The sequence below is a fragment of the Kordiimonas sp. genome (assembly GCF_048264555.1).
Taxonomy (GTDB): Bacteria; Pseudomonadota; Alphaproteobacteria; order Sphingomonadales; family Kordiimonadaceae; genus Kordiimonas.
In genome coordinates, this window is the sequence record NZ_JBLXCX010000002.1 from 446,992 (window position 1) to 469,757 (window position 22,766).

Here is a 22,766-nt window from a genome sequence, read left to right on the forward strand (position 1 = left end):
TACCCCCATCGCCCTCTGGGTTTCTTATTGTTCAAAGCCCATCTTATTCCGCAGCGCTTTTCCCAAGGTTCACCATCTCGTCAACGTGGGCGCGCCGGGCATCATGCTCGTCCGCAACCGCCATATCATTGGCTTGCATGGCATCAATATCGATGTTGGCAAAACCAAGAATGCCCATTTGGCCGTAGGCGCTTTGGATTTTGTCTCCCCATAGGCCGATATCTTTCACGATTGGTACAATGCGGCTGAACAGATTGGTGCGGAACATCTTCATGGCATCGCTTTGCTCAAGAAACTCCAGGCACTCTTTCATCGGGTATCCAAGTGTTTCCCAAACTTCCTTGTTTTGAAACCGGTCCCGCATCAGGTAGCAGGCCTCAATGAGAAACTCCTCACGCTCGTTGCGCTCGGCTTGAGTGAGTTGTGGGTAGAACTCTCTTAGGGCGAGACGGCCAAAAGCCACGTGGCGCGCTTCATCCTGCATCACATAGGCATTGACGGATGAGGCGAGAGGGTCTGAGCCATGATCCCGAATATTGGCGAACGCCGCGAGCGCAAGCCCTTCAATAACGACCTGCATACCGAGGTAGGTCATGTCCCACCGGCTATCGCGCAAGACCTGATCTAGTAATGTTTTCAGCGGACCTGTGATGGGGTAGGCGAGGCCAATTTTTTCAACAAGCTTTTTATAGGTCTCAACATGACGGGCTTCATCCATCACCTGCGTGGCGGCATAGAACTTGGCCTCGGTGTCTGGCACGTTGGTTACGATCTTGGCACTACAAATAAGAGCGCCCTGTTCACCATGCAAAAACTGGGAATTGCTCCATGCAGCCTGATGGAGCAGGGCTTCGCCTTGCTCTTTTTTTGACATCTTCATGAAAAAATCAGCGCCATAGAGCGGAAAATATTCAATGGGGATACCAAGCGGGTTTTCCGGGTTTAGTTCATGCGACCAATCAATGCGACTATCGGTGTCCCACTGCATTGTCTTGCCCTTGGAGTAGAGACCCAGCAAGTCTTTGCGGTCGTCGGAATATTGCCAGTTAAATAGTGCTTCAAAGTCTTGCGGCACTTCCCATGCGCAATCTTCAACAGCATTGGCATACAGTGGATCTAACGCCATATCTTCCCCTCCGGTTGTCGTACGGCCCTATACTAGACGCAAACGTCCAGAAAAGATACCAGTGACGGTTGAACAGGTAAATGATAAAATTGTCAATAGTGAGGCAAGGCAGACAAAGACATGGCAAATAAAAAGGCAGCCGCTTGGTAGCGGCTGCCGAGTTGACCAGGGAGAGAAGGGCTCCGAGGTTGAAAAGATCGACTAGTTAGGCGCTGAGCTTTTGTGACCCACGCCCAAACTCTGGGTAGGCCTCAAGCCCGAGTTCTGCGAGATCAGAGCCAAGCTCTTCTTCCTCGTCAGAAAGGCGGATGCCGAGCGTGAACTTCAATGCGAACCATGTGATCGCGCTGGTAACGATAACAAATGCGCCGATTGCGGCGACACCAAGGGCTTGCGTACCAAAGCTGGCGTCCGCATAGGTGAACGGAACAGCCATCGTGCCCCAGATACCGCACACAAGGTGTACTGATACCGCGCCGACAACGTCATCAATCTTGAGTTTGTCGAAGAACGGTACCGCGAATACGACAAGAACACCACCAACTGCACCGATGATGGTTGCCTGGTATGGCAGCGGCGTGTCTGGTCCTGCAGTGATGGACACGAGGCCGGCAAGCGCGCCGTTGAGTACCATCGAGAGATCCACTTTCTTGTACACAAGCTTGGTCACAATCGCTGCCGCGAACGCACCACCAGCGGCGGCCATGTTAGTGTTTACGAAAATATTTGAGATCGCAATGGAGTCAGCGGCTGTTCCAAGCGCGAGTTGTGATGCGCCATTGAAGCCGAACCAGCCGAACCAAAGAATGAACGTACCAAGTGTTGCAAGCGGTAAGCTTGAGCCTGGCATGGGCCGAACTTTGCCTTCTTTGGTGTAGCGACCAAGGCGTGGTCCGAGAATGATTGCGCCAACGAGAGCAGCCCAGCCACCTGTTGAGTGAACAAGAGTGGAACCTGCGAAGTCAGCAAAACCGGCAGCATCAAGCCATCCGCCACCCCATTTCCATGCGCCCTGAATTGGGTAGATCAACCCAGCCAGGACAGCCGTGAAAATAAGGAAGGGGAAGAGTTTGATGCGCTCTGCCACAGTACCTGAAACGATGGAGGCTGTTGTTGCAACAAACACCATCTGGAAGAAGAAGTCGGAACCCGCTGCATAACCGGCAGGGTCGTGTGCGGCACCTTCGGCCAGTGCAGCAGCGTCATCAGGATTCCAAAGTGAGAAGAATGCACCCGCATACCCGCCGTCAACGCCGCTATACATCAGGTTATAACCCATCAGCATCCACATGATGGAAGCAAGGGCGTAAAGTGCCACGTTCTTGACACAGATGTCGGCGACGTTTTTTGAGCGAACAAGGCCAGCTTCAAGCATGGCGAAGCCAGCAGCCATCCACATAACGAGAAAACCGCCAATCAGAAAGAGCAGGGTGTTGAAGATATAAGCTGTTTCACCGGTCACTTCAGCAGATGCAGGAACCGTGAGCAATAGAGCGCCGACGCCGGCAGCTATTATTTTTTTGGGCATAGATTTATCCAACATGAGAAAACTCCTTAAAGGGCTGAGGCGTCGGTTTCGCCGGTGCGAATGCGCACCACTTGGTTGAGATCCAATACGAATACCTTGCCGTCCCCAATCTGGCCGGTGTGCGCTGCCTGCTGGATTGCTTCAACGACTTGATCCGCAACGGGATCGTCGGTGGCAATCTCTAGTTTGACCTTGGGTAGGAAGTGCACTTCATATTCAGCACCGCGGTAGATTTCCTTTTGGCCGCGCTGACGGCCATAACCTTGCACCTCGGTTACGGTCATTCCGTTCACACCGATTTCCGCAAGGGCATCACGGACAGGATCAAGCCGATGAGGCTTAATAATGGCTATGACATATTTCATAATCGCTCCCTATGGTTGGATATATATTTTGCTCTTCCTTAGAGCAGCATCCGTGCCAAGAAACGAAATTGTTTATTTTCAATGAGTTGTGAGATATCTGCCAATATAGTCGACAGCACATATGACTAATATTAAGTCAGTGCATAAATTTTAATCAGAGCGCTGTCTCATATATTCATGAAAGAAATTGAGGGGACGGGTAGGCCGTTCCTTGTTAGTTTAGAACGGCGAGGGAGAGGTCTATGAAAGTTTATGGCGACAGCATTTCGGGAAACTGCCTGAAGGTCAAATATGTGGCTGGTCATCTTGGGCTACCATACGAATGGATAGAGACCTCGGTACTCAAGGGGGAAACGCGGACGGCAGAGTTTCTTGCCATCAATCCGGCAGGGCAGGTGCCGTTCGTAGATTTTGGTGAAGGGCGAATCCTCGCTCAATCAAACGCTATAATGAGATATTTGGCGCGCGGAAGCGATCTAATACCCGATGATCCCTGGCTAGCAGCCAAAATGGATGAATGGTTGTTTTGGGAACAGTATAGCCATGAACCAGCGGTTGCTGTTCTTCGCTTCAAGATCAAGTTTCAACGCGTGCCGCTGTCAGATATTGATCCCATCCTGATTAAAAAGGGAAATGCCGTCCTTGATTTGATGGAGCGGCACCTCACTGAAAATGAATGGATGGTCGGTGATCGTGTTAGCCTCGCAGATGTCGCGTTGAAGGCCTACAGCCAGTTTGCGGAAGACGCTAATCTGTCGCTAGAGAGTAGGCCAAATATTCGGCGCTGGTTGAGCGGTATTGGCAAAGTCCTCATGAGCTAGCTAACAAGACGCCTATTCCGGCTCAGATTGAGTGGCAGCGCGCTGGTTCTCTACGATCTTACTGGCGCCGGTGTCCATGCAGCTTTTGTAGAGCACAGAAAACACCTCCTGCGCTGATGTGGCTTGCCCGGTCATCACAAGCTGAAAAGCAAGAAAGCCTGCGGATGCACCCAGGTGTTCTGCCGCGTCATCACCCATGGCTTTCATCGCCGCTTTGGCGTTCGCATTACCAATGCCTTCAACGCTTTTTTGCATCTTCTCAACGAGAGCTGTGTCTTTGCCGCTAATCATATCCACCACCTGCTGGACCTTAAGTGGAAGAATAAAATCAACTGCAGCTGCGCCGACATTACCGTAGAACAGGCAAACTTCTTTATTGTCATCAGCTATAGCAGCAGGACCGTTAAAGGCGGTACCAAGATAGAGCATCGTGACCGCTGCCGAATGGAGTGCTTGCTTCATAACTTCTCTCGCTTTCTTCTCACCACCGATATTATATCTGATCAGAGCCTAAGCGGGGAAGCATGAACATGTGCTGAATGAGTTTTAAGCGACTTCTTCAGCTTTTGGTAATGGGCGGTCTTCAATCGTAGACTTACCAGCCTCACGGATGGCGGCGTCTTGCTCACCATATAAGAAGGGAAGGGTTGCGTATCGCACACCGGAGATAACCGGCGTTGCCTCGTGGAGGAGCGAGCATGAAAATACGACCGCGCCGCCGGTTGGTGCCCGATAAACGCGGCTCCCGAACTCTGGGAAGCGAAGACCGCCGCCCTCATGGCCTTCGGCATTCAGGTTGATGGTTACTGCAAAACGCCGGTGTGCCGTGCCTGGTGTGGTATCGTCCCTGTGCGGTTTGAAGAAACCTTGGCTCTTACTGTCGTAGCAGGCCACGATGTAGCGCTCGATACGTGTAGCCTCAAACTGAAATGCTTTTTTGATCTGGGGAATCAAACGCCGCTGGAGCGATGTACGGAGCTCCGCTTTCAGTGCTTCATCTTCAATCCTAACGTCCATCCGACGTTTAAATGAGTGATCGAATACGGGAACTGTTTTGCCGTCCCGAACTCGCATAAAGCCGCTCTCACCCGGGGTTCCATCATTGTAATGACGTATCAGTCGCTCACAATAGTCTTTGGATAGGACACGGGGCACAACAAGCACAGGTGCCCAAGGTTCATCCTGAACAGCGTGATGTTCCGCAGGTGGTAGATTTTTTTCAATCTGGAGAAGCCGGTCGATTTTCTCTAGTTCGCCTGCTGCATATACTCTCAAGGTTGGATCTAGCAGAAACCATGACGGCTTGAAAACGGTCGCGCCGTCCTCTTCCCTCTTGTGGACCAAGCCGTACTGTTTGGCGATACTCCAATCCTCGTCATGGAACATATGACCGTAGGGGAACGCGGTCTTGACCAGGTCATTGGTGAAATCTTCAGACCTTGAGGTCACGCCAAAATAGAGTACACCCTTCCGGTTTGGCGCTTCTGAAGCGATCTTCTTAATCAACTCAGCGGCCCGGGGATTCTGGCTGCCACCAAAAAACACGAGCGCGATATAGCGACCCGCTGTTGATGAAAAATCGAAAATTGGGTTGACGGGCGAGGGTGCCCTGAACATCGGGGCTGCTTCACCCCAACCGATAATGCGCGGTTTTGTCATGACAGTCACCAAGCCTTAATGAAAGACATTGCTCACCGCTCTTGTTCATACGAACTCAAAGGCCTATATGGCGGGCAGGGTGGGATTCGAACCCACGAAGGGCTTGCACCCTTGCCGGTTTTCAAGACCGGTGCATTCAACCGCTCTGCCACCTGCCCGGGACATAGGTTCGCGTTGAACTGGCGAGCGTTTTAACGGCTCAAATCGCCTTCGTCTAGTCTATTTCTCAACAAGTTGACAATCTCTCTCAAATTAGCGTCCTGATGCCTTGCACAGGCTGCCGGGAATTGATAGACAAGACTATCTTTCCCACAACATCTCGGGGGTTAAGCCGATGATGTGGGCTATATGTTCTAGGTAATGGTCGAACCCGACCGCAAGACAAGGGGCTGAAGCTGGTGAGCGATAATACACCCATTACGCCGGAAGAGCGTGACATCCAGCCGATTACTATCGAAGATGAAATGAAGGCGTCCTACCTCGATTATGCGATGAGCGTAATCGTATCGAGGGCACTTCCTGACGTGCGTGACGGCTTGAAGCCGGTTCACCGCCGTATATTATTCTCCATGCATGAGAATGGGTTTGAGTGGAACAAACCTTTCCGTAAGTCTGCGCGCGTAACCGGGGATGTGATGGGTAAATACCACCCCCACGGCGATAGCGCGATTTACGATGCTCTCGTGCGCATGGCGCAAGATTTCTCCATGCGGGCGCCGCTGGTTGATGGCCAAGGAAACTTCGGCTCGATGGATGGCGATAGCGCTGCTGCAATGCGTTATACCGAAGCGCGTATGGCCAAAATTTCGTCCATGATTCTGGCGGATATCGATAAAGATACCGTCAATTTCCAGGCGAACTATGACGAAAGCGAGCATGAACCAGTTGTTCTGCCCGCACGCTTCCCCAACCTCCTGGTAAATGGTGGCACGGGTATCGCTGTCGGTATGGCGACAAATATCCCTCCCCATAGCCTGAGAGAGGTCATTGACGGCGTTTGTGCGGTGATCGACGACCCTGAGATCGACACTATGGGACTGATGGAGCACATTAAAGGCCCAGATTTCCCAACTGGGGGCATCATTCTCGGGGCAGGCGGTATCAGGCAGGCCTACGAGACCGGTAAGGGCTCGATTACCATCCGAAGCAGGTCCCACGTTGAAGAGATTCGCAAGGATCGCTGGGCCATCGTGATCACGGAAATACCTTTCCAGGTCAACAAATCCTCCATGATTGAAAAGATCGCTGAGTGCGTGCAAACCAAGCGCATTGAAGGCATCTCGGACATTCGGGACGAAAGTGATCGTGATGGCGTGCGTGTTGTTGTTGAACTTAAGCGCGATGCCGTGGCTGAAGTTGTTCTCAACCAACTTTATCGTTTCACGCAGGTTCAGACCAGTTTCGGTATCAATATGCTTGCCCTTGATGGCGGTCGCCCCGAGCAACTCTCACTCAAACGAGTGCTGCAGGCGTTCATCGACTTCAGGGAAGAAGTCATCACCCGCCGTACGAAGTTTGAGCTGAACAAAGCGCGCGACCGTGCCCACATCATGGTTGGTCTGGTTACCGCAGTCACCAATATTGATGAAGTTGTGGCGATTATCCGTGGCGCCAAATCACCAGCAGACGCTAGGGAAGCGCTTGCCGCACGCCGCTGGGATGCAACAGAGATATTGCCATATCTGGAGCTTATCAACGAAGCTGGACGCCTCAATGAAGACGGTACCTATCAGCTCTCTGAGGTGCAGATTAAGTCAATTCTTGATCTTCGTCTGCATCGCCTGACCGCGCTCGGCCGTGACGAGATTGGCTCGGAACTCGAAGAGCTGGCTGCTCGCATCCGTGAATATCTCGAAATCCTTCAATCCCGCGTTCGTCTTTATGAAGTGTTGCGGGGTGAACTTGACGCTGTACGTGCCGAATTTGGCGATGACCGCCGCACTGAGATCGATATGAATGCGATTACAGGCTTCGATGATGAAGACCTGATCGCGCGCGAAGACATGGTGGTGACGGTTACGCAGTCTGGTTACATCAAGCGCGTGCCTCTTTCCACATACCGGGCTCAGCGGCGCGGCGGTAAAGGGCGTTCCGGCATGCAAACGAAGGACGAGGATTTCCTCTCCACCGTATTTATTGCCGATACTCACACGCCGGTTCTGTTCTTCTCAAATCTTGGGCAGGTTTATAAGCTTAAGGTATGGAAGTTGCCGCTTGGCAATCCGCAGTCAAAAGGGAAAGCGGTCATCAACCTCCTGCCGCTCAAGCAGGACGAGACGATTGCGACCATCCTGCCTCTCCCTGAAGACGAAAACAGCTGGGGCGAGCTTCAGGTCATGTTCGCAACCGCGTTTGGTAACGTCAGACGCAACAAGCTCTCAGATTTCTCGAATGTGATGTCGAACGGTAAGATTGCAATCCGCTTCTCAAGCGAAGACGACAAGCTGATCGGTGTTGATGTGTGTACGGAGGACGACCATGTCCTTCTGGCGGCTAAAGGTGGCCGTGCCGTACGGTTTAAAACTACGGATGTTCGCCTGTTTGCAGGCCGTACATCCACCGGTGTTCGCGGTATGAAGTTCGCGGAAGGTGACGAAGTGGTTTCCATGCACATTATTAATGGCACGGACGCAACCACGGAGGAACGTGACGCTTACCTGAAAGCAGCACCGTGGAAAACAGAACCAAATGAGGCAACACTCTCAGCCGAGCGGATGACCGAACTGGAAGCGTGTGAGCAGTTTATCCTGACCGTCACAAGCAAGGGCTTTGGCAAGCGCACGAGCAGCCACGAGTACCGCTTAACCAATCGCGGCGGACAGGGTATCTGGAACGTGCCGTCTGATGCTCGCCTACGGGAACAAATTGGTGGTGTAATTGCTGCCTTCCCGATTACTGCCGATGAACAGATTATGATGGTGACAGACCACGGTAAGCTGATCCGCACGCCTGTTCACGACGTTCGTATTGCCAGCCGGAATACAAAGGGTGTTACACTCTTTAAGGTGGCTGACGAGGAGACGATAGTTTCTGTCGCCAAACTTCAGGAAACTGAAGAGGAAGACGACGATCTGGCCGATGCTGGGCAAGGCGCAGAGGTATCTGTGGTCAGTGACGCTGGAGAGGCTGGGGCAGAAAGCGACGATTCACCTGAGTAGAAATTACTCTATCTAAACAATCAGTAAGGGCTCGCTCTTGATGTATAGGGCGAGCCTTTTATCTATTCAGCGTGAGCAAAAGGAGGGCGCCTAACGCCAATGCGGAGCCGGATATGCGGTTGATGACCACAATTGACCCGCTTTTCATCAAAAATTTACGGGCAGACGCCGCCGCTATGACCCAACAACTATCAAGTAGAGGAGCCAATATGGCAAATGTTACAGTCAAGGTTATAAGCTGAGGCTGAGCAGGTAGGTCAGGTGAGATAAATTGTGGGAAGAAGGCCGCGAAAAACAGAACGGCTTTGGGGTTGGTTGCGCCCACTATAAGAGCGGCCTTGAAGGCTTTCATCGCGGAACGTTCTACTTTCATCTCTACACCGCTGCTGCCACCGGGCTTACTCCGGAATGCAACAAGCGCGAGATAGAGAAGATATGCCGCTCCCAATAACCGGATGACATAAAGCATCTCGTCAGAAATTTCGCTAATAACGGCGCCAAAACCGACCGCGTAGATCGCTAGAAGAATTGATGTACTTAGGGCAGCACCAGCAATTACGGCCATCCCGTGTCTTGAGCTGTGGCTCAAGGTTTCGGCGATAATCAGGCTTACCACGGGACCTGGTGTAAACACCAACACCGCCACAGCGCCGATATAAAAAGCATATAGAACGGGGTCAATAAATGACATCGGTGGTCCTTGGATCAGCGCTTTATGGGTAGTTGGCTCTTGTTTTTTGTGTCGTATTCGTGAATGTTGCTGCAAAGTTTGGCGATTGCAATGTTTACATGGCCTCAAAGGCCAATCGACAGTCGCACAGGGTTAGAAGTGGGAGGTATCGTGAGCGCGCCAAAAGTTGGAATTTACCCGGGCACCTTTGATCCGATTACCAATGGTCATCTGGATATTATAAAACGCGGGCTACGCCTCGTTGATCGCCTGGTAATTGGTGTTGCTACTAATCCCAGCAAAGACCCCTTGTTTACACTTGAAGAACGGGTCGCCATGGTTGCTCGTGAGGCCGGACCACTGGCGGAAGCCGCCGGGGTAGACTTCGAGGTTGTTCAGTTCAATGAGCTTTTGATGCACTTTGCCGAGCGGGTAGGCGCGGATATCATTATCCGCGGGTTGCGAGCGGTTGCGGACTTTGAATATGAATTCCAGATGACCGGTATGAACTATCAGATCAACCCGAATATCGAGACTGTCTTTCTGATGGCGGACCCTAAGTACCAAACAATTGCGTCGCGACTGGTGAAAGAAGTCGCGCGTTATGATGGAAAGATTTCCAGCTTCGTACCGTCACGGGTGGCGGAAGCTGTGGTCAAACGCGTGGCTGAAAGCCGCGCTGACCGATAAAACCAATCGACACGATAGGTTATGAGAGAGTGATGAAACGAATTTTCCTTACACTAATGATGATGGTGGGCCTGATGAGCGAAACTTCCGCAGCGTTTGAACTGGATAAAGAAAATACACTGTATCTGGACCTTGAGTTCGGTCGTGTGGTGATTGCAATGCGGCCTGATGCAGCGCCCAATCACGTGGCACGCATCAAAGAACTCGTGCGTGAGGGTTTCTATGACGGTATTATTTTCCACCGGGTGATCGCCGGTTTTATGGCCCAAACCGGTGACCCAACCGGCACCGGCATGGGCGGCTCAGGCCAGAAGATCAACGCGGAGTTCAATAACCTGCCGCACCTGCGGGGAACGGTATCAATGGCACGCGCTGACGACCCGAACAGCGGTGACAGCCAGTTTTTCATCTGTTTCGACCGTTCAAGCTTCCTGGACGGTAGCTATACCGCCTGGGGGCGTGTCGTTGGTGGGATGGAGTTTGTTGACATGATCGCGATGGGTGAACCACCCGCCGAGCCATCAAAAATCATTAAGATGCAGGTTGCTGCCGACGTTGAGGAATAACTAGGCGAAAGCATCAGAAGAACAAGGGGCGCTATTGAGCGCCTCTTTATTTTTGCGCAGCTTCCTGCTTGTGAACAGTCTCAAGTTTCGATACAAGCGCGCCCCATGGATATAGAGCTGTTTAATTTCGACCTTCCGCGCGACAATATCGCGCTCCGCCCCGCCTCACCAAGAGATGCGGCCAAAATGCTTGTTGTGAAGCCTGATGGGCTTGAGCATAAAGGTGTGCTCGATCTCGCAGACTATCTGACAGACAAAGACGTGCTGGTTTTTAATGACACGAGAGTCATTCCCGGTCGTCTGACCGGAAAGCGCGGCGATGCCAAGGTAGAACTCACGCTACATAAACGCGAGAGCGACACTGTTTGGCGGGCATTTGCCAAACCTGCCAAAAAATGCCGCCTTGGAGACAAGCTGGATTTCAGCGGGTTAGCGGCTGAAGTGATTGCGATAGGACCAGACGGCGAACGCACCGTAAGGTTCGATGTACCTGATACCGCAATGACATCTGCGCTTGAGGCACACGGCGTAATGCCCTTGCCGCCCTATATTGCCAGTCAGCGTGATATAGACGAGCGCGACAAGTCAGACTATCAGACCGTTTTTGCTAAAGCGGACGGTGCGGTTGCAGCACCCACGGCAGGCCTGCATTTTACCGATCGGTTGCTTGCAAGCCTTGAGAATAAGGGCGTGAAACGGTTTGGTGTGACACTGCATGTTGGGGCTGGTACCTTTCTCCCTGTGAAGGTTGAAAACACCGATGATCATGAAATGCACAGCGAATGGGGTGAGATTACACCTGAGGTAGCTGCCGCACTAAATGCAGCGAGAGAAGAGGGTGGGCGCATTGTGGCTGTCGGGACCACGTCTTTAAGGCTTCTCGAAAGTGCCGCATCGCCGGAGGGTGAGATCATGCCCTTTAAAGGTGATACAGATATCTTCATTACCCCGGGGTATCGCTTCAAAGGCGTCGACCTGCTGATGACCAACTTTCATTTGCCGTGCTCAACCCTTTTTATGCTGGTTTCGGCATTCTCGGGCATGGAGGTTATGCGTAATGCGTATGAGACTGCCATTGCGGAAAACTACCGTTTCTACTCCTACGGAGATAGCAGCCTCTTGTTCCCCAATAAGGATGTATCATGACAGAGCGCTTCAAGTTTAATGTCCATGCGACAGATGGCGCGGCGCGCACCGGCGCGATCCAGATGCTTCGTGGTGAAATTCGCACGCCCGCTTTCATGCCTGTGGGTACAGCAGGCACGGTAAAAGCAATGCTGCCAGAAAGTGTTCGCTCAACTGGTGCAGATATTCTGCTCGGGAACACCTATCACCTGATGCTGAGGCCAACGGCAGAGCGGGTCGATCACCTTGGCGGTCTTCACAAATTTATGAACTGGGATCGCCCCATCCTCACGGATTCCGGGGGATTTCAGGTGATGTCGCTCACCCAGCTTCGCAAGATGAGCGAAGAAGGTGTTACCTTCCAGTCTCACCTGGATGGCCGCAAGATATTACTCTCACCCGAGCGTTCGATGGAAATTCAGCGGCTGCTCGGCTCAGATATCGTGATGAGTTTTGATGAATGTACGCCGTTTCCTGCGACATTTGACGAAGCTAAAACATCAATGGAGCTATCCATGCGCTGGGCGAAGCGCTCCCGCGACGGTTTTGATAGCGGGGCTAACCACGCGGCACGCTCGGCACTTTTTGGCATCGTTCAGGGCGGTGTGTACGATGATCTGCGCTTCAGATCGATTGACGCACTGCAGGAAATTGGGTTCGACGGCTATGCAGTCGGCGGCTTGGCTGTGGGCGAGGGTCAGGAAACCATGTTCAAGGTTCTGGATTTCACGATGCCGCGCATGCCGAGCGAGACACCGCGTTATCTCATGGGGGTGGGCAAACCGGACGATATAGTAGGCGCTGTTGAGCGCGGTATCGATATGTTTGACTGCGTACTGCCCACACGCTCGGGTCGTACTGGGCAAGGGTTTACCTGGAATGGTGCAATTAATCTCAAAAACGCGCGCCACAAGGACGACCCACGCCCTATAAGCGATAGCTGCGCTTGCGCTGCCTGCAAGAACTATAGCCGAGCATATGTGCATCACCTTATCCGCGCAGGCGAAATTCTAGGCGCAATGCTGCTCACGTGGCATAACCTGCAATTCTATCAAGACCTGATGTCGGGCCTTAGAAACGCGATCTCTGAAGGTAAGCTGAGTACTTTTGCCAGCAGTTTCCGCCAACAGTATGCGTCCGGGGATATCGAGCCTCTATAACCTAGCGACGCACCACAGGCGAGTAGAACCTCATCTTGAGCTCTTTTTTGCTACATGCGCTTTGAAACGATTGAAGCGCATGACCTCTGCTATCCAGAAACTGCGCAACGTCGTCCATGACGCAATCCAGCTGCGTGTGCACCACATGCCCGAGGGTCTCATACTGTATTGAGGAAAAGTTGGCGGTCTGCGGAAAGGCCGCGCTAATAACAGAAGACGGCGTTACCGGGTCGAGCCCACCACTTAACACCAGTGTCTTCACTGTTGGTGGTGCATAATGTTTCACCTGCGCAGGGGCTTCTATATTGAGCGCGTGACAGACATATTTCTGTCGCCATTCCAGATAGTCAAGAAATGGCGTCAACTCAGGCAGCTCGGCCTTATCGGCATTGAGGGCGCTATACCACGTCTCCAGCGGCAGCTCGCTGCACCTGACAATATGGTGGAACCCCATGTTCAAGCTGCTTCCCGGTCGCAGTAGTTCGCTAAGGAGGAGGCCAAATCGCTTCTTAAGCCCCTCATCATTAGGGGCTGCCGCAATATAAGGCATGAGTTCTGCACGACTTGACGAACGTAGAGCCATAAAAGTTGTGATAAAAAGCTGTTCCTGTGTGGGTCGGGCATATGCCACCACTTGGCGTGTGTAAAAGTCCTTGAGCTCAAGTGGCTCAACATCTTCCCGTTCAAAAACAGAGATGATCTGTGGAAGGCGCCTCTCAAGGTGCAGCCGTTTGGCTGGGCAGCGGTACTGGTCTCTGCATAAATCGCTCAAGATACTCAGCGCTTGTTTGAAGTTCTGGCCCGTGTGCCAAAAGGAAGATACCCAAGGTGTTTCAGGAGAATCAAGAATGAGCGCGGATATACCGGCCGCATCAACCGCACTGGTCGCGAGTGCCAGTCTTCCGCCATATGATTCGGCGAATATCACCCAAGCCTTGAGGCCCAATGCCTCACGAAGCTCTGCGAGCCTTGCCGCTTGCTGTTCCGTCGAGATTGTACCTTGAAGAGCTGGCGAGGCCTTTATCTGCTCCAGGCACCCGTCCAGGCGGGTTTGCTGCAACGAACGAGTATAAAAGATGGCCGCGTCCGCGGTTGAAGCGATGCCGCGCTGTGCATCATCCATGTCGGTTTGGCTGCATTCCAGTTCAGGTACACTATCGGCCGGGTCAGGCAACAAGACCGTGCGACCAAGCCGGTTGGCAATTAAAGCCATGTGATTGAGGTGTACGTTGCCCCTACTGCCTGGTCCACCCAGCAGATAGAGGACAGGCTCGTCAGAACTCGAGCTGCCGCCCTTGGGGTGAATCACATAAAGCTTCGTGTTCATATCAGACCATACGCATAGATCTGTGCTGGCGGATGTTTCCAAAAAGCCTGCTGAGCATTTTACCGGCTGGTCGGTTTCTGATTGTGCAAAGAGAGGCGTATCAAGAGGTGCTAGGGCGATATAAATCAGCGCTATTGTTATAAGTTTCTTCATAGTTTTCAGCCTATTCTTCTTTTGCTGAAAGCGCAATTTTCAGTATGTAAAACAAGGCCGTCAGAAAAATTTCATTTTCTATGACACTTTTGCTTGACGGTCCGGAATGATGGCCCTATGGTCCGCCGCGTTCCCGGGGGATGCCCCGCGAAACCACTGAAAAGTGGGCCCGTAGCTCAGCTGGTAGAGCAACTGACTTTTAATCAGTAGGTCACAGGTTCGAACCCTGTCGGGCTCACCAATTCCAAAAGGCCGATGCGTCATTGCGTCGGCCTTTTTGCATCTTCACTGTTTGCTTTTCTCACACAAGTCCAACATTCGCTTAGCGCCTCCAAAATGCCTCCTTTCTGTCCTTGTTTTTAAGGTGGTCTAGCGCCTAAAGTAGGCAAAGGATCAGCAATGGGAAAAGTGGGAGCTATCATCACATGCCAGCCAAGCGTGGGTTTTGTTTCGGGTTAACTGTTTTATTGACATCGTTTGTCATGTCGCCATTTGGTGCCGCTATTGCTCAAGAAGCAGAGGCAGAGAACACAGTTGAAGCCCCAACGCAGGATGAAGCATTCAAGGCCTGGCTTGATGAGGTGAGAACAGAAGCCCTTGAACGCGGCATAAAAGCTGAAACGCTGGATCAGGTTCTGCCTCACATCACCCCGATTGAACGGGTGATTACCCGCGACCGCAACCAACCTGAGATCAAACAACCCTATCAAGCTTACATCACTGCACGTGTCAGCGACTGGCGCAAAAACAAGGGCGCTGTGATGATGACAGAGCATAGCGAGACACTCAAAGCCGCTGCAGAGAAATACGGCGTACAGGAACGCTTTATTGCGTCGATCTGGGGCATAGAAACCAATTACGGCACCGTACCCCTTAGTTATTCCGTTTTCGATGCCGTCGCCACACTTGCATATGACAAGCGGCGGGCCGCTCGGTTCCGGCGAGAACTTTTTGCAGCACTTGAGATACTTGATCAGGGCTACGCACCATACGAAGACATGAAGGGATCATGGGCTGGTGCAATGGGGCAACCGCAGTTTATGCCTGAAGCCTATTTGAAGTTTGCGGTTGACCATGACGGAGATGGTGTTCGCGACATCTGGAACAACAAGGTTGATGTGTTCGCATCTATCGCCAACTACCTGAAGTCATACGGCTGGGATAGCGGCAAGACCTGGGGGCGCAAGGTAAAGCTGCCCAAAGGCGGGGAGCAGACCCTGCAGGCGGCCCAGGAAACAGGCCTTGAGCCAGCGCGTTGGTGCGCGGCCTATAAAACCCTTGGTGTATGGCGCGACCTTCAGGAATGGCAGGAACTGGGAGTAAGGCGTATTACGGGTAAAGATTTACCGGAACGCTCAATTCCAGCCGCTCTTGTTGTTGCTGACGAGGGTGATGACGAAGGGTATTTGGTCTACAGCAACTTCTGCTCCATCATGCGCTATAATCCGTCGTTTAAATATGCGCTGGCTGTTGGTCTTTTGTCTGACGCGATCAAATAGGGGGAAACGGTGCGCGTTATTCTGTTAGTTCTTGCCTTCACGCTCGCGGCTTGTTCCTCCGGCTCGTATAAAGTCGGCCCCAATACACGCATGCCCGACGACGATGAATTGCCCACTGGGTCGCAAGGGGTCAAACGCAAAGTTGGCAATCCATATAAGGTTGCCGGGGTATGGTATTATCCCAAGGAAGACCCGCACTATGATGAGGTGGGTTATGCCTCATGGTATGGCCCTGATTTTCACGGTAAAGCCACTGCGAACGGTGAGCGGTACAATATGAACTCGCTTACTGCGGCTCACAAAACCTTGCCGCTCCCGACATTTGTTAAGGTTACCAACCTAGAGAACGGCCGGTCGATCGTGCTTCGGGTTAATGATCGTGGTCCGTTTGTGAAAAGCAGGATCATTGACGTGTCACGACGGGGCGCGCAGCTTCTTGGGTTTGACAAACAGGGCGTAACCAAGGTTCGTGTCCAGGCGCTTGATGAGGATGGCAAGATTGCCCGTCCTCAAACACGCACAGCCAGCACGAATACGACGAGCAATCAGGCACCGGCTGCAGCCGGCGCGGGCTCACACTTCATTCAGGTTGGCGCCTATAGTCAGCGGGAAAATGCAGAAGTTCAGATTAGAAGACTGAATAGCCGCGGACATAACGCCCAGCTTGATCGTTTTGAAAGCGGCGGGCGTAGCTTATGGCGGGTCCGTATCGGGCCATTTATCGAGAAGCTACTCGCTGAAGAGAAGCTTGACCGCATAGTATCAGATGGGTTTTATGAAGCGCGCATTTTCACCGAATCCGCGCGGTAACACTAGAAGTTCAAGGGAAAACAATGCTTTACAGGATGAAGGCACATTTCGCAGTCCTATTAATCGGCGCTCTCGCCATGTGGGCACCCGTTCAGGCACAAATGGCCACCCCCGCTGAGCACGCCATTTTGCTCGATGCCTCAACAAACAGCATCCTTTTTGAAAAAGACGCGGACGCGCCGTTTCCTCCTGCTTCTATGAGCAAACTGATGACCGTTTATATGGCGTTTGAAGCCATCAAGAACGGCACCATGCGGCTCGATGATCAGGTTGTTGTCTCCGACCAAGCCTGGCGCGATTGGAACAACCGTGGCTCCACCATGTTCCTGCGTGCACGGGATGTGGTGACAGTTGCGGATCTCTTACGTGGCATTATCGTTCTTTCCGGCAATGATGCATGTGTTGTGCTTGCTGAGCATATGGCGGGCTCGCACGATGTTTTTGTAGAGTGGCTGAATGCCAAAGCCATAGAGCTCGGCATGAACGGAAGCCATTTTGAGAACGCAAACGGCTGGCCCGCTGAGGGACATGTGATGACGGCTCGCGACCTCGCGACGCTCTCTTTGAAGCTGGCAACAGATTTCCCGTCCCTATATCCGATGTTTGCTGAGCGCGAATATCTCTACAAAGATTTTGAGCGCAACAAATATAACCGTAACCCGCTGCTCGCACGTTTTCCGGGCGCTGATGGTTTGAAAACCGGCCATACAGAAGAAGCTGGTTATGGCCTCGCAGCCTCTGCCGAACGGGAAGGGCGCCGCTTGGTGCTTGTTGTCGCCGGGCTTACATCCCAGAACGAACGCATGCGCGAGAGCACAAGGCTGATGCAATATGGCTATCGCAATTTTAGCCATTATCCGCTGTTTCGCGCGGGTGAGACCGTAGACTATGCCGAAGTGTGGCTCGGCAAAGAAGCAACTGTTCCCATGGTTGTTGGTGAAGATGTGGCCATCACTATGTCGCGCCGCCAGCGGGCGCAGATGGAAGTGAAGGTTGAGTTTACCAACCCAACACCCGCACCAATTCAGCGTGGTGACAAGCTTGGTGAGCTCGTGATTGAAATGCCAGACCGGGCGGCCGTTCGTACGCCGCTGCTCGCTGGGCAAGACGTTGCCGAGGTTGGCGGTTTTGGCCGCATTGGGGCAGCGCTTGAGTATATGCTCTTTGGCTCGGCCGGGGCCGAGACGCCGGAACAACAACCGCAATGAGTGGAAAAGCCCGTTTTCTGACATTTGAGGGCGGCGAAGGGGCAGGGAAGTCCACCCAGATACGCTTGCTTGCCAATTGGTTGGAAACACAAGGCGTTGAGGTTCTGCTTACTCGTGAGCCGGGTGGTTCACCGGGAGCAGAGCTTATCAGGGACCTTCTGCTTAAGGGGGCTGTTGACCGCTGGTTGCCGATAAGCGAAGCGCTGATGCTGGCCGCAGCCCGTGCCGATCACATCGAACGCACCATAAAACCAGCACTTGAGGCTGGTAAGTGGGTACTTTGTGACAGGTTCTATGATTCCAGTGTGGCCTATCAGGGGGCGGGCAGAGGCGTCGGCATTGAAGAAGTACAGCATATCCAAGAGATCGCTTTTGGTGACATGCGACCAGACCTGACGCTAATCCTCGACCTACCGGTTGAAATTGGCCTCAAACGCGCTTTGGCTCGCGAGGGTGCCAAGTCTGACATGGAGGACCGGTTTGAACGTATGGAACGATCGTTTCACGAAACACTCCGTCAGGCGTTTCTCTCGATAGCTGAGCGGGAGCCCGAGCGTTGCGTGGTCTTGGATGCTGACCAAGCCATCGAACGGCTACAGGAAAACCTCAGGACAATCATCATGGACAAGGCTCTATTGTCATGAATGAAACCACTGATGAGTTGAGCCATCCGCGCGCCACGATGCAGATCTTTGGCCACGAGGCAGGAGAGCGTCAGTTCCTTGAAGCGTTCAATAATGACCGCTTGCATCATGCCTGGCTACTCACCGGGCCGAAGGGCATCGGTAAAGCGACACTTGCGTGGCGCATCGCCAAGTTTTTGGCTGTACAGCCAAGTAAGGCAGACGGCGGCCTGTTTGGGGACGAACCCAAACCGGAGAGCATGGACGTATCGCCAGAAAATCCAATCATTCAACGCATACTTGGCCGCGGTTTTGGCGGCATTGCCGTTGCAGAGCGTACCGAAAATGAAAAGACCGGCAAGCTACGCACCGACATCATCATTGATGATGTGCGAAAGCTTACCAGTTTCTACTCACAAACCAGTGCAGAAGGTGGCTGGCGTATCGCCATTGTTGACGCTGCCGACGAGATGAATACAAACGCGGCAAACGCGCTCCTCAAGTTGCTCGAAGAACCGCCCGCGAAGTCCATATTGCTGTTGGTCGCGCACTCCCCAGGTAAACTATTGCCGACAATCCGCAGCCGGTGCCGCACGCTAAAGCTCAAACCACTTGAAGAAGACAGCGTGAGGGCCGTGCTCGCCTCCAAATATCCTTCCTTGGGCCCCGAGGACCTTACAGCACTTGCGCGGCTGTCATCGGGGGCACCCGGGCGCGCCATTGAGATGGCGAGCCTTGACGGCGTATCGCTTTACCGGCAAATGGCGACACGGCTCGCGGAGCTGCCGCGCGTTAACGTGCCTCATATTCATACACTCGCAGGCCAACTTGCAGCCCCAAAAGCAGATGCAGAATACCGTCTTTTTATAACCATGTTCCTGAACTGGATTGAGCGTTTGATCCGACAGAGCGCCAGCGGTGTTGCAGCAAATGACATTATGGCGGGTGAAAGTGCAGAGATGGCACGTATTTCTGCGCTCGCAAGGCTTGATCACTGGCTGGACCTGTGGGAAAAGATGGGCCGCTTGGTGGCACGCGCAGACGCAGTGAACCTGGACCGCAAACAGGTGATAGTGAACCTGTTTTCATCGCTTGGTTCGCTCGCCCGACCCTGAGCTTGAGTTTTTAGATTTCAGATCGAGAAAATAATTATGACCGGCCGTCCGTCCTACTATGTCACGACCCCAATCTACTATGTGAATGACAAGCCACATATTGGCCACGCATACACCACACTTGCGGCCGATGTTCTCGCGCGTTTCAAGCGGCTTGACGGGTATGACGTGATGTTTCTGACCGGCACAGATGAGCACGGTCAGAAGATCGAGCGCTCCGCCGAGAAAGCAGGCATTGACCCACAAACCTTCTGCGATCAGGTATCGGCGCATTTTAAAGACCTTGCCGAGGCCATGAATTTCTCCAACGACCAGTTCATTCGCACAACGGAAGATCGTCATAAAAAAGCGGTTCAGCACCTTTGGAAAGTGCTGGAGGAGAAAGGTTTCATCTATGAGGACAGTTATGCCGGTTGGTATTCCGTCCGCGATGAAGCTTTTTATGCGGAAAGCGAGCTGATTGATGGGGAAGGTGGCGAAAAACTAGCCCCCACAGGCGCACCGGTTGAGTGGGTGGAAGAGCCAAGCTTCTTTTTCAAACTATCTGCCTTTGAAGAAAAATTGCTCGCGCTTTATGACAATGACCCGGATTTTGTGCTGCCCAAGTCGCGGCTGAATGAGGTTCGCAGCTTCGTTGCTGGCGGTCTGGAAGACCTCTCAATCTCACGGACGACATTCAAGTGGGGCGTGCCTGTACCGGAAAAAGACGGGCACATCATGTATGTGTGGATCGACGCGCTTGCGAATTATCTTACTGCTGTTGGCTATCCGGACGTTGATGCAGAGGCTTACAAGAAGTTCTGGCCCGCAAATGTGCACATGGTTGGCAAAGACATTCTGCGCTTCCATGCGGTTTATTGGCCTGCCTTCCTTATGGCTGCGGATCTACCGTTACCAAAACGCATTTTCGCGCACGGCTGGTGGACCAACGAAGGCCAGAAGATATCCAAGTCACTAGGCAATGTGATTGATCCTTATGACCTTGTGGAAAGCTACGGACTGGATGCGACGCGCTTCTTCATGCTACGCGAAGTACCGTTTGGCAATGATGGTGATTTCTCGCGCAAGTCATTTGTGTTGCGCTGCAATGCTGACCTTGCCAACGGTCTTGGCAACCTGAGCCAGCGCACCCTCTCGATGATTCACAAGAATTGTGATGAAAAACTTCCGGCGCCCTTGGATTTTTCGAAAGAGGACAATGATTTATTGTCTAATATTGAGGGTACACTTGAAGTTGTTCGCGGTCACATGGACCGGCAGGCTTTCCATCTGGCGCTTGATGCCATTTGGACCCAAGCCAGCGCGGCGGATACCTATATTTCTGTGCAAGAGCCATGGAAGCTGAAAAAAACAGACCCTGAACGCATGAATACGGTGCTTTACGTATTGGCTGAAGCTATTCGTCAAATAGCAATCCTCGCGCAGCCTATTATGCCAGCTTCGGTCGATAAACTGCTGTCCCAGCTTGGTGTGACGGAGCGTGGCTTTAACCAGATTGGCGCCGCAGGACGTTTGCAGCCTGGTCAAGCAATACCAAAGCCTGAAGGCGTGTTCCCGCGCTTTGAACTGCCGGAAGAAAGCGAAGCCTGATGTCTGCTTTTGGGTATATCGTCGATAGCCACTGCCACCTGAACTACAAAGGCCTTCGCGAAGACGAGGCCAGTGTCGTAAAGCGCGCCAGGGCAGCAGGCGTGGGCTGCATGCTCGCGATAAACACGAAGCTCAAAGAATATGATGAGGTTCGTCTGATCGCTGAAAAATATGACGATGTATACGGCACCGTTGGCATTCATCCGCACGAAGCTGAAAATGAACCCGATGTTGCGGTAGCAGAGCTTATTAAGCGCGCTGACCACCCAAAGATTGTTGGTATCGGTGAAACCGGGCTTGATTATTATTATGATAATGCGCCGCGGGAGATGCAGCAGGTAAATTTCCGTGCGCATATCACAGCCGCCCGTGAAACCGGGCTACCCGTTATCGTTCACACCCGGGATGCAGATGATGACTGTATCGATATCCTGCGTGAAGAGATGGCCAAAGGGCCGTTTAAGGGCGTTATCCATTGCTTTACGGCAAGCCAACGGCTGGCTGACGCCTGCCTTGAGATGGGGCTTTATATCTCAATCTCAGGCATTGTGACGTTTAAGAGCGCACGTGACCTTCAGGAAACTGTTAAAACCCTGCCGCTTGACCGCTTGCTTGTTGAGACGGACTCTCCTTTCCTCGCGCCTGTACCGCACAGGGGGAAAACGTGTGAACCAGCATATGTGGCAGACACGGCCGCATTTGTTGCGGAGCTGAAAGGTGTTGAGCTGATCGAGCTGCGTGAAATCACAACAGCAAACTTCTTCAAGCTCTTCTCCAAAGCCGTACCACCACACAGGCAAGCCGCATGAAACTGACCATTCTTGGCTGTGGTACATCGGGCGGTGTTCCTAAAATGCCGGAGTATTGGGGAGCATGTGACCCAAACAACCCGAAGAATCGCCGCCGGCGTGCAAGTGTGCTGATTGAAGACGGAGACACCTCCATCCTTATTGATACCACACCGGACCTGCGTGAGCAGATGCTGGCCGCATGCGTTAAACATCTGGATGCCGTTTTTTATACCCATGATCATGCTGATCACACACACGGCATTGATGATCTTCGCGGGTTCTATCAAGCTTCAAGAACACGCGTGCCGGTGTATGGGGACGAAGCCACAATCAGCGTGCTGAGAGACCGCTTCTCCTATATCTTTCGCTCCCAGGCTGGGTATCCTGCTATCTGCACAAGTCATACTCTCAAAAGCGCCAAACATATCGGCTCGATTAAAATGGTCCCGTTTGAGCAAGGACACGGCGCGGGCCTAAGCCTTGGCTACCGGTTTGGGAATATGGCCTATTCTACAGACCTTGACCGGTTACCGGAAAGTGCCTTCGATGCGCTGAAGGGGGTTAAAGTCTGGGTGGTTGATGCACTTCGCTATGAAAAGCACCCAACACACTCGCATCTTGAACAGACGCTGGCCTGGATAGAACGCGTTAAGCCTGATAGAGCCATATTGACCCATATGACATGGGATATGGACTATGACACTCTCTGCAAAGAGCTCCCTCCGAACGTTGAACCCGCTTACGACGGTATGACGATCACACTGCCGTGATGCTTGTGCATC

The 22,766-nt window shown here is 52.6% G+C and carries 21 protein-coding genes and 2 tRNA genes; 15 read left to right on the top strand and 8 right to left on the bottom strand.

Annotation, left to right across the window (positions count from 1 at the left end; translation table 11 throughout):
* Positions 1–43 precede the first annotated feature (43 nt).
* From ACN0XZ_RS07195 to ACN0XZ_RS07205, 3 genes are all read right to left on the bottom strand, one after another.
* The gene (locus ACN0XZ_RS07195) at positions 44–1,126 is read right to left on the bottom strand and encodes a ferritin-like domain-containing protein (RefSeq protein WP_417457056.1); all 1,083 of its coding nucleotides are present in this window, start codon (positions 1,124–1,126) and stop codon (positions 44–46) included.
* A gap of 205 nt (positions 1,127–1,331) precedes the next feature.
* A complete protein-coding gene (locus tag ACN0XZ_RS07200) occupies positions 1,332–2,669 on the bottom strand; it encodes an ammonium transporter (RefSeq protein ID WP_417457057.1) in 1,338 nt (445 codons plus the stop codon).
* Between the two features lie 11 nt (positions 2,670–2,680).
* Positions 2,681–3,019 carry a P-II family nitrogen regulator gene (locus ACN0XZ_RS07205; RefSeq protein WP_417457058.1) on the bottom strand — a complete coding sequence of 113 codons (339 nt, stop codon included), beginning with the start codon at positions 3,017–3,019 and terminating at the stop codon, positions 2,681–2,683.
* Positions 3,020–3,261: 242 nt separating this feature from the next.
* Here ACN0XZ_RS07205 and ACN0XZ_RS07210 point away from each other — a divergent pair, with 242 nt between their 5' ends.
* A complete protein-coding gene (locus ACN0XZ_RS07210) occupies positions 3,262–3,840 on the top strand; it encodes a glutathione S-transferase family protein (protein WP_417457059.1) in 579 nt (192 codons plus the stop codon).
* Positions 3,841–3,852: 12 nt separating this feature from the next.
* Here the strand turns inward: ACN0XZ_RS07210 and ACN0XZ_RS07215 are convergent, their stop codons facing one another.
* The 3 genes from ACN0XZ_RS07215 to ACN0XZ_RS07225 all read right to left on the bottom strand — a co-directional run bounded on the left by ACN0XZ_RS07215 (position 3,853) and on the right by ACN0XZ_RS07225 (position 5,657).
* Positions 3,853–4,302 (bottom strand): hypothetical protein, encoded by a 450-nt coding sequence (locus ACN0XZ_RS07215; protein WP_417457060.1) that lies wholly within the window; start codon positions 4,300–4,302, stop codon positions 3,853–3,855.
* A gap of 84 nt (positions 4,303–4,386) precedes the next feature.
* Positions 4,387–5,499 (bottom strand): 2OG-Fe(II) oxygenase, encoded by a 1,113-nt coding sequence (locus tag ACN0XZ_RS07220; RefSeq protein WP_417457061.1) that lies wholly within the window; start codon positions 5,497–5,499, stop codon positions 4,387–4,389.
* 68 nt (positions 5,500–5,567) lie between these two features.
* Positions 5,568–5,657, bottom strand: a tRNA-Ser gene (locus ACN0XZ_RS07225).
* A 240-nt stretch (positions 5,658–5,897) separates the two neighbouring features.
* Between ACN0XZ_RS07225 and gyrA the strand changes: the two genes are divergently transcribed.
* Positions 5,898–8,657: a DNA gyrase subunit A gene (gene gyrA / locus ACN0XZ_RS07230; protein ID WP_417457062.1), complete on the top strand. Its 2,760-nt coding sequence runs from the start codon at positions 5,898–5,900 to the stop codon at positions 8,655–8,657.
* A gap of 58 nt (positions 8,658–8,715) precedes the next feature.
* On the opposite strand, the gene ACN0XZ_RS07235 is transcribed toward gyrA, so the two are convergent.
* The gene (locus ACN0XZ_RS07235) at positions 8,716–9,423 is read right to left on the bottom strand and encodes a LysE family translocator (RefSeq protein ID WP_417457063.1); all 708 of its coding nucleotides are present in this window, start codon (positions 9,421–9,423) and stop codon (positions 8,716–8,718) included.
* A gap of 75 nt (positions 9,424–9,498) precedes the next feature.
* On the opposite strand from ACN0XZ_RS07235, the gene coaD reads away from it, so the two are divergent.
* From coaD to tgt, 4 genes are all read left to right on the top strand, one after another.
* Positions 9,499–10,017 (top strand): pantetheine-phosphate adenylyltransferase, encoded by a 519-nt coding sequence (gene coaD / locus ACN0XZ_RS07240; protein WP_417457064.1) that lies wholly within the window; start codon positions 9,499–9,501, stop codon positions 10,015–10,017.
* 32 nt (positions 10,018–10,049) lie between these two features.
* Positions 10,050–10,583: a peptidylprolyl isomerase gene (locus ACN0XZ_RS07245; protein WP_417457065.1), complete on the top strand. Its 534-nt coding sequence runs from the start codon at positions 10,050–10,052 to the stop codon at positions 10,581–10,583.
* A gap of 105 nt (positions 10,584–10,688) precedes the next feature.
* Positions 10,689–11,729, top strand: coding sequence for a tRNA preQ1(34) S-adenosylmethionine ribosyltransferase-isomerase QueA (gene queA / locus ACN0XZ_RS07250; RefSeq protein ID WP_417457066.1), 1,041 nt, complete (start codon positions 10,689–10,691; stop codon positions 11,727–11,729).
* The gene (gene tgt, locus ACN0XZ_RS07255) at positions 11,726–12,868 is read left to right on the top strand and encodes a tRNA guanosine(34) transglycosylase Tgt (RefSeq protein WP_417457067.1); all 1,143 of its coding nucleotides are present in this window, start codon (positions 11,726–11,728) and stop codon (positions 12,866–12,868) included. The genes queA and tgt overlap by 4 nt, the downstream gene beginning before the upstream one ends.
* A gap of 1 nt (position 12,869) precedes the next feature.
* On the opposite strand, the gene ACN0XZ_RS07260 is transcribed toward tgt, so the two are convergent.
* The gene (locus ACN0XZ_RS07260) at positions 12,870–14,348 is read right to left on the bottom strand and encodes an alpha/beta fold hydrolase (RefSeq protein WP_417457068.1); all 1,479 of its coding nucleotides are present in this window, start codon (positions 14,346–14,348) and stop codon (positions 12,870–12,872) included.
* 165 nt (positions 14,349–14,513) lie between these two features.
* Here ACN0XZ_RS07260 and ACN0XZ_RS07265 point away from each other — a divergent pair.
* The 9 genes from ACN0XZ_RS07265 (at position 14,514) to ACN0XZ_RS07305 (ending at position 22,754) form a co-directional block, all read left to right on the top strand.
* Positions 14,514–14,589 (top strand) — tRNA-Lys (locus ACN0XZ_RS07265).
* Positions 14,590–14,773: 184 nt separating this feature from the next.
* Positions 14,774–15,847, top strand: a complete 1,074-nt coding sequence (locus tag ACN0XZ_RS07270; RefSeq protein WP_417457069.1) for a lytic murein transglycosylase — start codon at positions 14,774–14,776, stop codon at positions 15,845–15,847.
* 9 nt (positions 15,848–15,856) lie between these two features.
* Positions 15,857–16,657: a septal ring lytic transglycosylase RlpA family protein gene (locus tag ACN0XZ_RS07275; RefSeq protein ID WP_417457070.1), complete on the top strand. Its 801-nt coding sequence runs from the start codon at positions 15,857–15,859 to the stop codon at positions 16,655–16,657.
* A gap of 23 nt (positions 16,658–16,680) precedes the next feature.
* Complete coding sequence (locus ACN0XZ_RS07280; RefSeq protein WP_417457071.1) at positions 16,681–17,865, top strand: D-alanyl-D-alanine carboxypeptidase family protein; 1,185 nt, start codon at positions 16,681–16,683, stop codon at positions 17,863–17,865.
* Positions 17,862–18,509, top strand: coding sequence for a dTMP kinase (gene tmk / locus ACN0XZ_RS07285; protein ID WP_417457072.1), 648 nt, complete (start codon positions 17,862–17,864; stop codon positions 18,507–18,509). Before ACN0XZ_RS07280 ends, tmk begins: the two co-directional genes overlap by 4 nt.
* Positions 18,506–19,603, top strand: coding sequence for a DNA polymerase III subunit delta' (locus ACN0XZ_RS07290; RefSeq protein WP_417457073.1), 1,098 nt, complete (start codon positions 18,506–18,508; stop codon positions 19,601–19,603). The genes tmk and ACN0XZ_RS07290 overlap by 4 nt, the downstream gene beginning before the upstream one ends.
* Before the next feature lie 36 nt (positions 19,604–19,639).
* The gene (metG, locus tag ACN0XZ_RS07295) at positions 19,640–21,193 is read left to right on the top strand and encodes a methionine--tRNA ligase (RefSeq protein ID WP_417457074.1); all 1,554 of its coding nucleotides are present in this window, start codon (positions 19,640–19,642) and stop codon (positions 21,191–21,193) included.
* Positions 21,193–22,002, top strand: a complete 810-nt coding sequence (locus tag ACN0XZ_RS07300; protein WP_417457075.1) for a TatD family hydrolase — start codon at positions 21,193–21,195, stop codon at positions 22,000–22,002. Before metG ends, ACN0XZ_RS07300 begins: the two co-directional genes overlap by 1 nt.
* Positions 21,999–22,754 (top strand): MBL fold metallo-hydrolase, encoded by a 756-nt coding sequence (locus tag ACN0XZ_RS07305; protein ID WP_417457076.1) that lies wholly within the window; start codon positions 21,999–22,001, stop codon positions 22,752–22,754. Before ACN0XZ_RS07300 ends, ACN0XZ_RS07305 begins: the two co-directional genes overlap by 4 nt.
* The last annotated feature ends 12 nt before the right edge of the window (positions 22,755–22,766 follow it).

Bases quoted from the DNA above. Each gene is read 5' to 3' on its own strand.
- ACN0XZ_RS07210 (WP_417457059.1), top strand. From the start codon at position 3,262: ATGAAAGTTTATGGCGACAGCATTTCGGGAAACTGCCTGAAGGTCAAA.
- tgt (WP_417457067.1), top strand. From the start codon at position 11,726: ATGACAGAGCGCTTCAAGTTTAATGTCCATGCGACAGATGGCGCGGCG.
- ACN0XZ_RS07290 (WP_417457073.1), top strand. From the start codon at position 18,506: ATGAATGAAACCACTGATGAGTTGAGCCATCCGCGCGCCACGATGCAG.
- ACN0XZ_RS07195 (WP_417457056.1), bottom strand. From the start codon at position 1,126: ATGGCGTTAGATCCACTGTATGCCAATGCTGTTGAAGATTGCGCATGG.
- tmk (WP_417457072.1), top strand. From the start codon at position 17,862: ATGAGTGGAAAAGCCCGTTTTCTGACATTTGAGGGCGGCGAAGGGGCA.
- ACN0XZ_RS07220 (WP_417457061.1), bottom strand. From the start codon at position 5,499: ATGACAAAACCGCGCATTATCGGTTGGGGTGAAGCAGCCCCGATGTTC.
- ACN0XZ_RS07270 (WP_417457069.1), top strand. From the start codon at position 14,774: ATGCCAGCCAAGCGTGGGTTTTGTTTCGGGTTAACTGTTTTATTGACA.
- ACN0XZ_RS07200 (WP_417457057.1), bottom strand. From the start codon at position 2,669: ATGTTGGATAAATCTATGCCCAAAAAAATAATAGCTGCCGGCGTCGGC.
- ACN0XZ_RS07215 (WP_417457060.1), bottom strand. From the start codon at position 4,302: ATGAAGCAAGCACTCCATTCGGCAGCGGTCACGATGCTCTATCTTGGT.
- metG (WP_417457074.1), top strand. From the start codon at position 19,640: ATGACCGGCCGTCCGTCCTACTATGTCACGACCCCAATCTACTATGTG.
- ACN0XZ_RS07305 (WP_417457076.1), top strand. From the start codon at position 21,999: ATGAAACTGACCATTCTTGGCTGTGGTACATCGGGCGGTGTTCCTAAA.
- ACN0XZ_RS07205 (WP_417457058.1), bottom strand. From the start codon at position 3,019: ATGAAATATGTCATAGCCATTATTAAGCCTCATCGGCTTGATCCTGTC.
- ACN0XZ_RS07280 (WP_417457071.1), top strand. From the start codon at position 16,681: ATGCTTTACAGGATGAAGGCACATTTCGCAGTCCTATTAATCGGCGCT.
- ACN0XZ_RS07260 (WP_417457068.1), bottom strand. From the start codon at position 14,348: ATGAAGAAACTTATAACAATAGCGCTGATTTATATCGCCCTAGCACCT.
- ACN0XZ_RS07245 (WP_417457065.1), top strand. From the start codon at position 10,050: ATGAAACGAATTTTCCTTACACTAATGATGATGGTGGGCCTGATGAGC.
- queA (WP_417457066.1), top strand. From the start codon at position 10,689: ATGGATATAGAGCTGTTTAATTTCGACCTTCCGCGCGACAATATCGCG.
- ACN0XZ_RS07300 (WP_417457075.1), top strand. From the start codon at position 21,193: ATGTCTGCTTTTGGGTATATCGTCGATAGCCACTGCCACCTGAACTAC.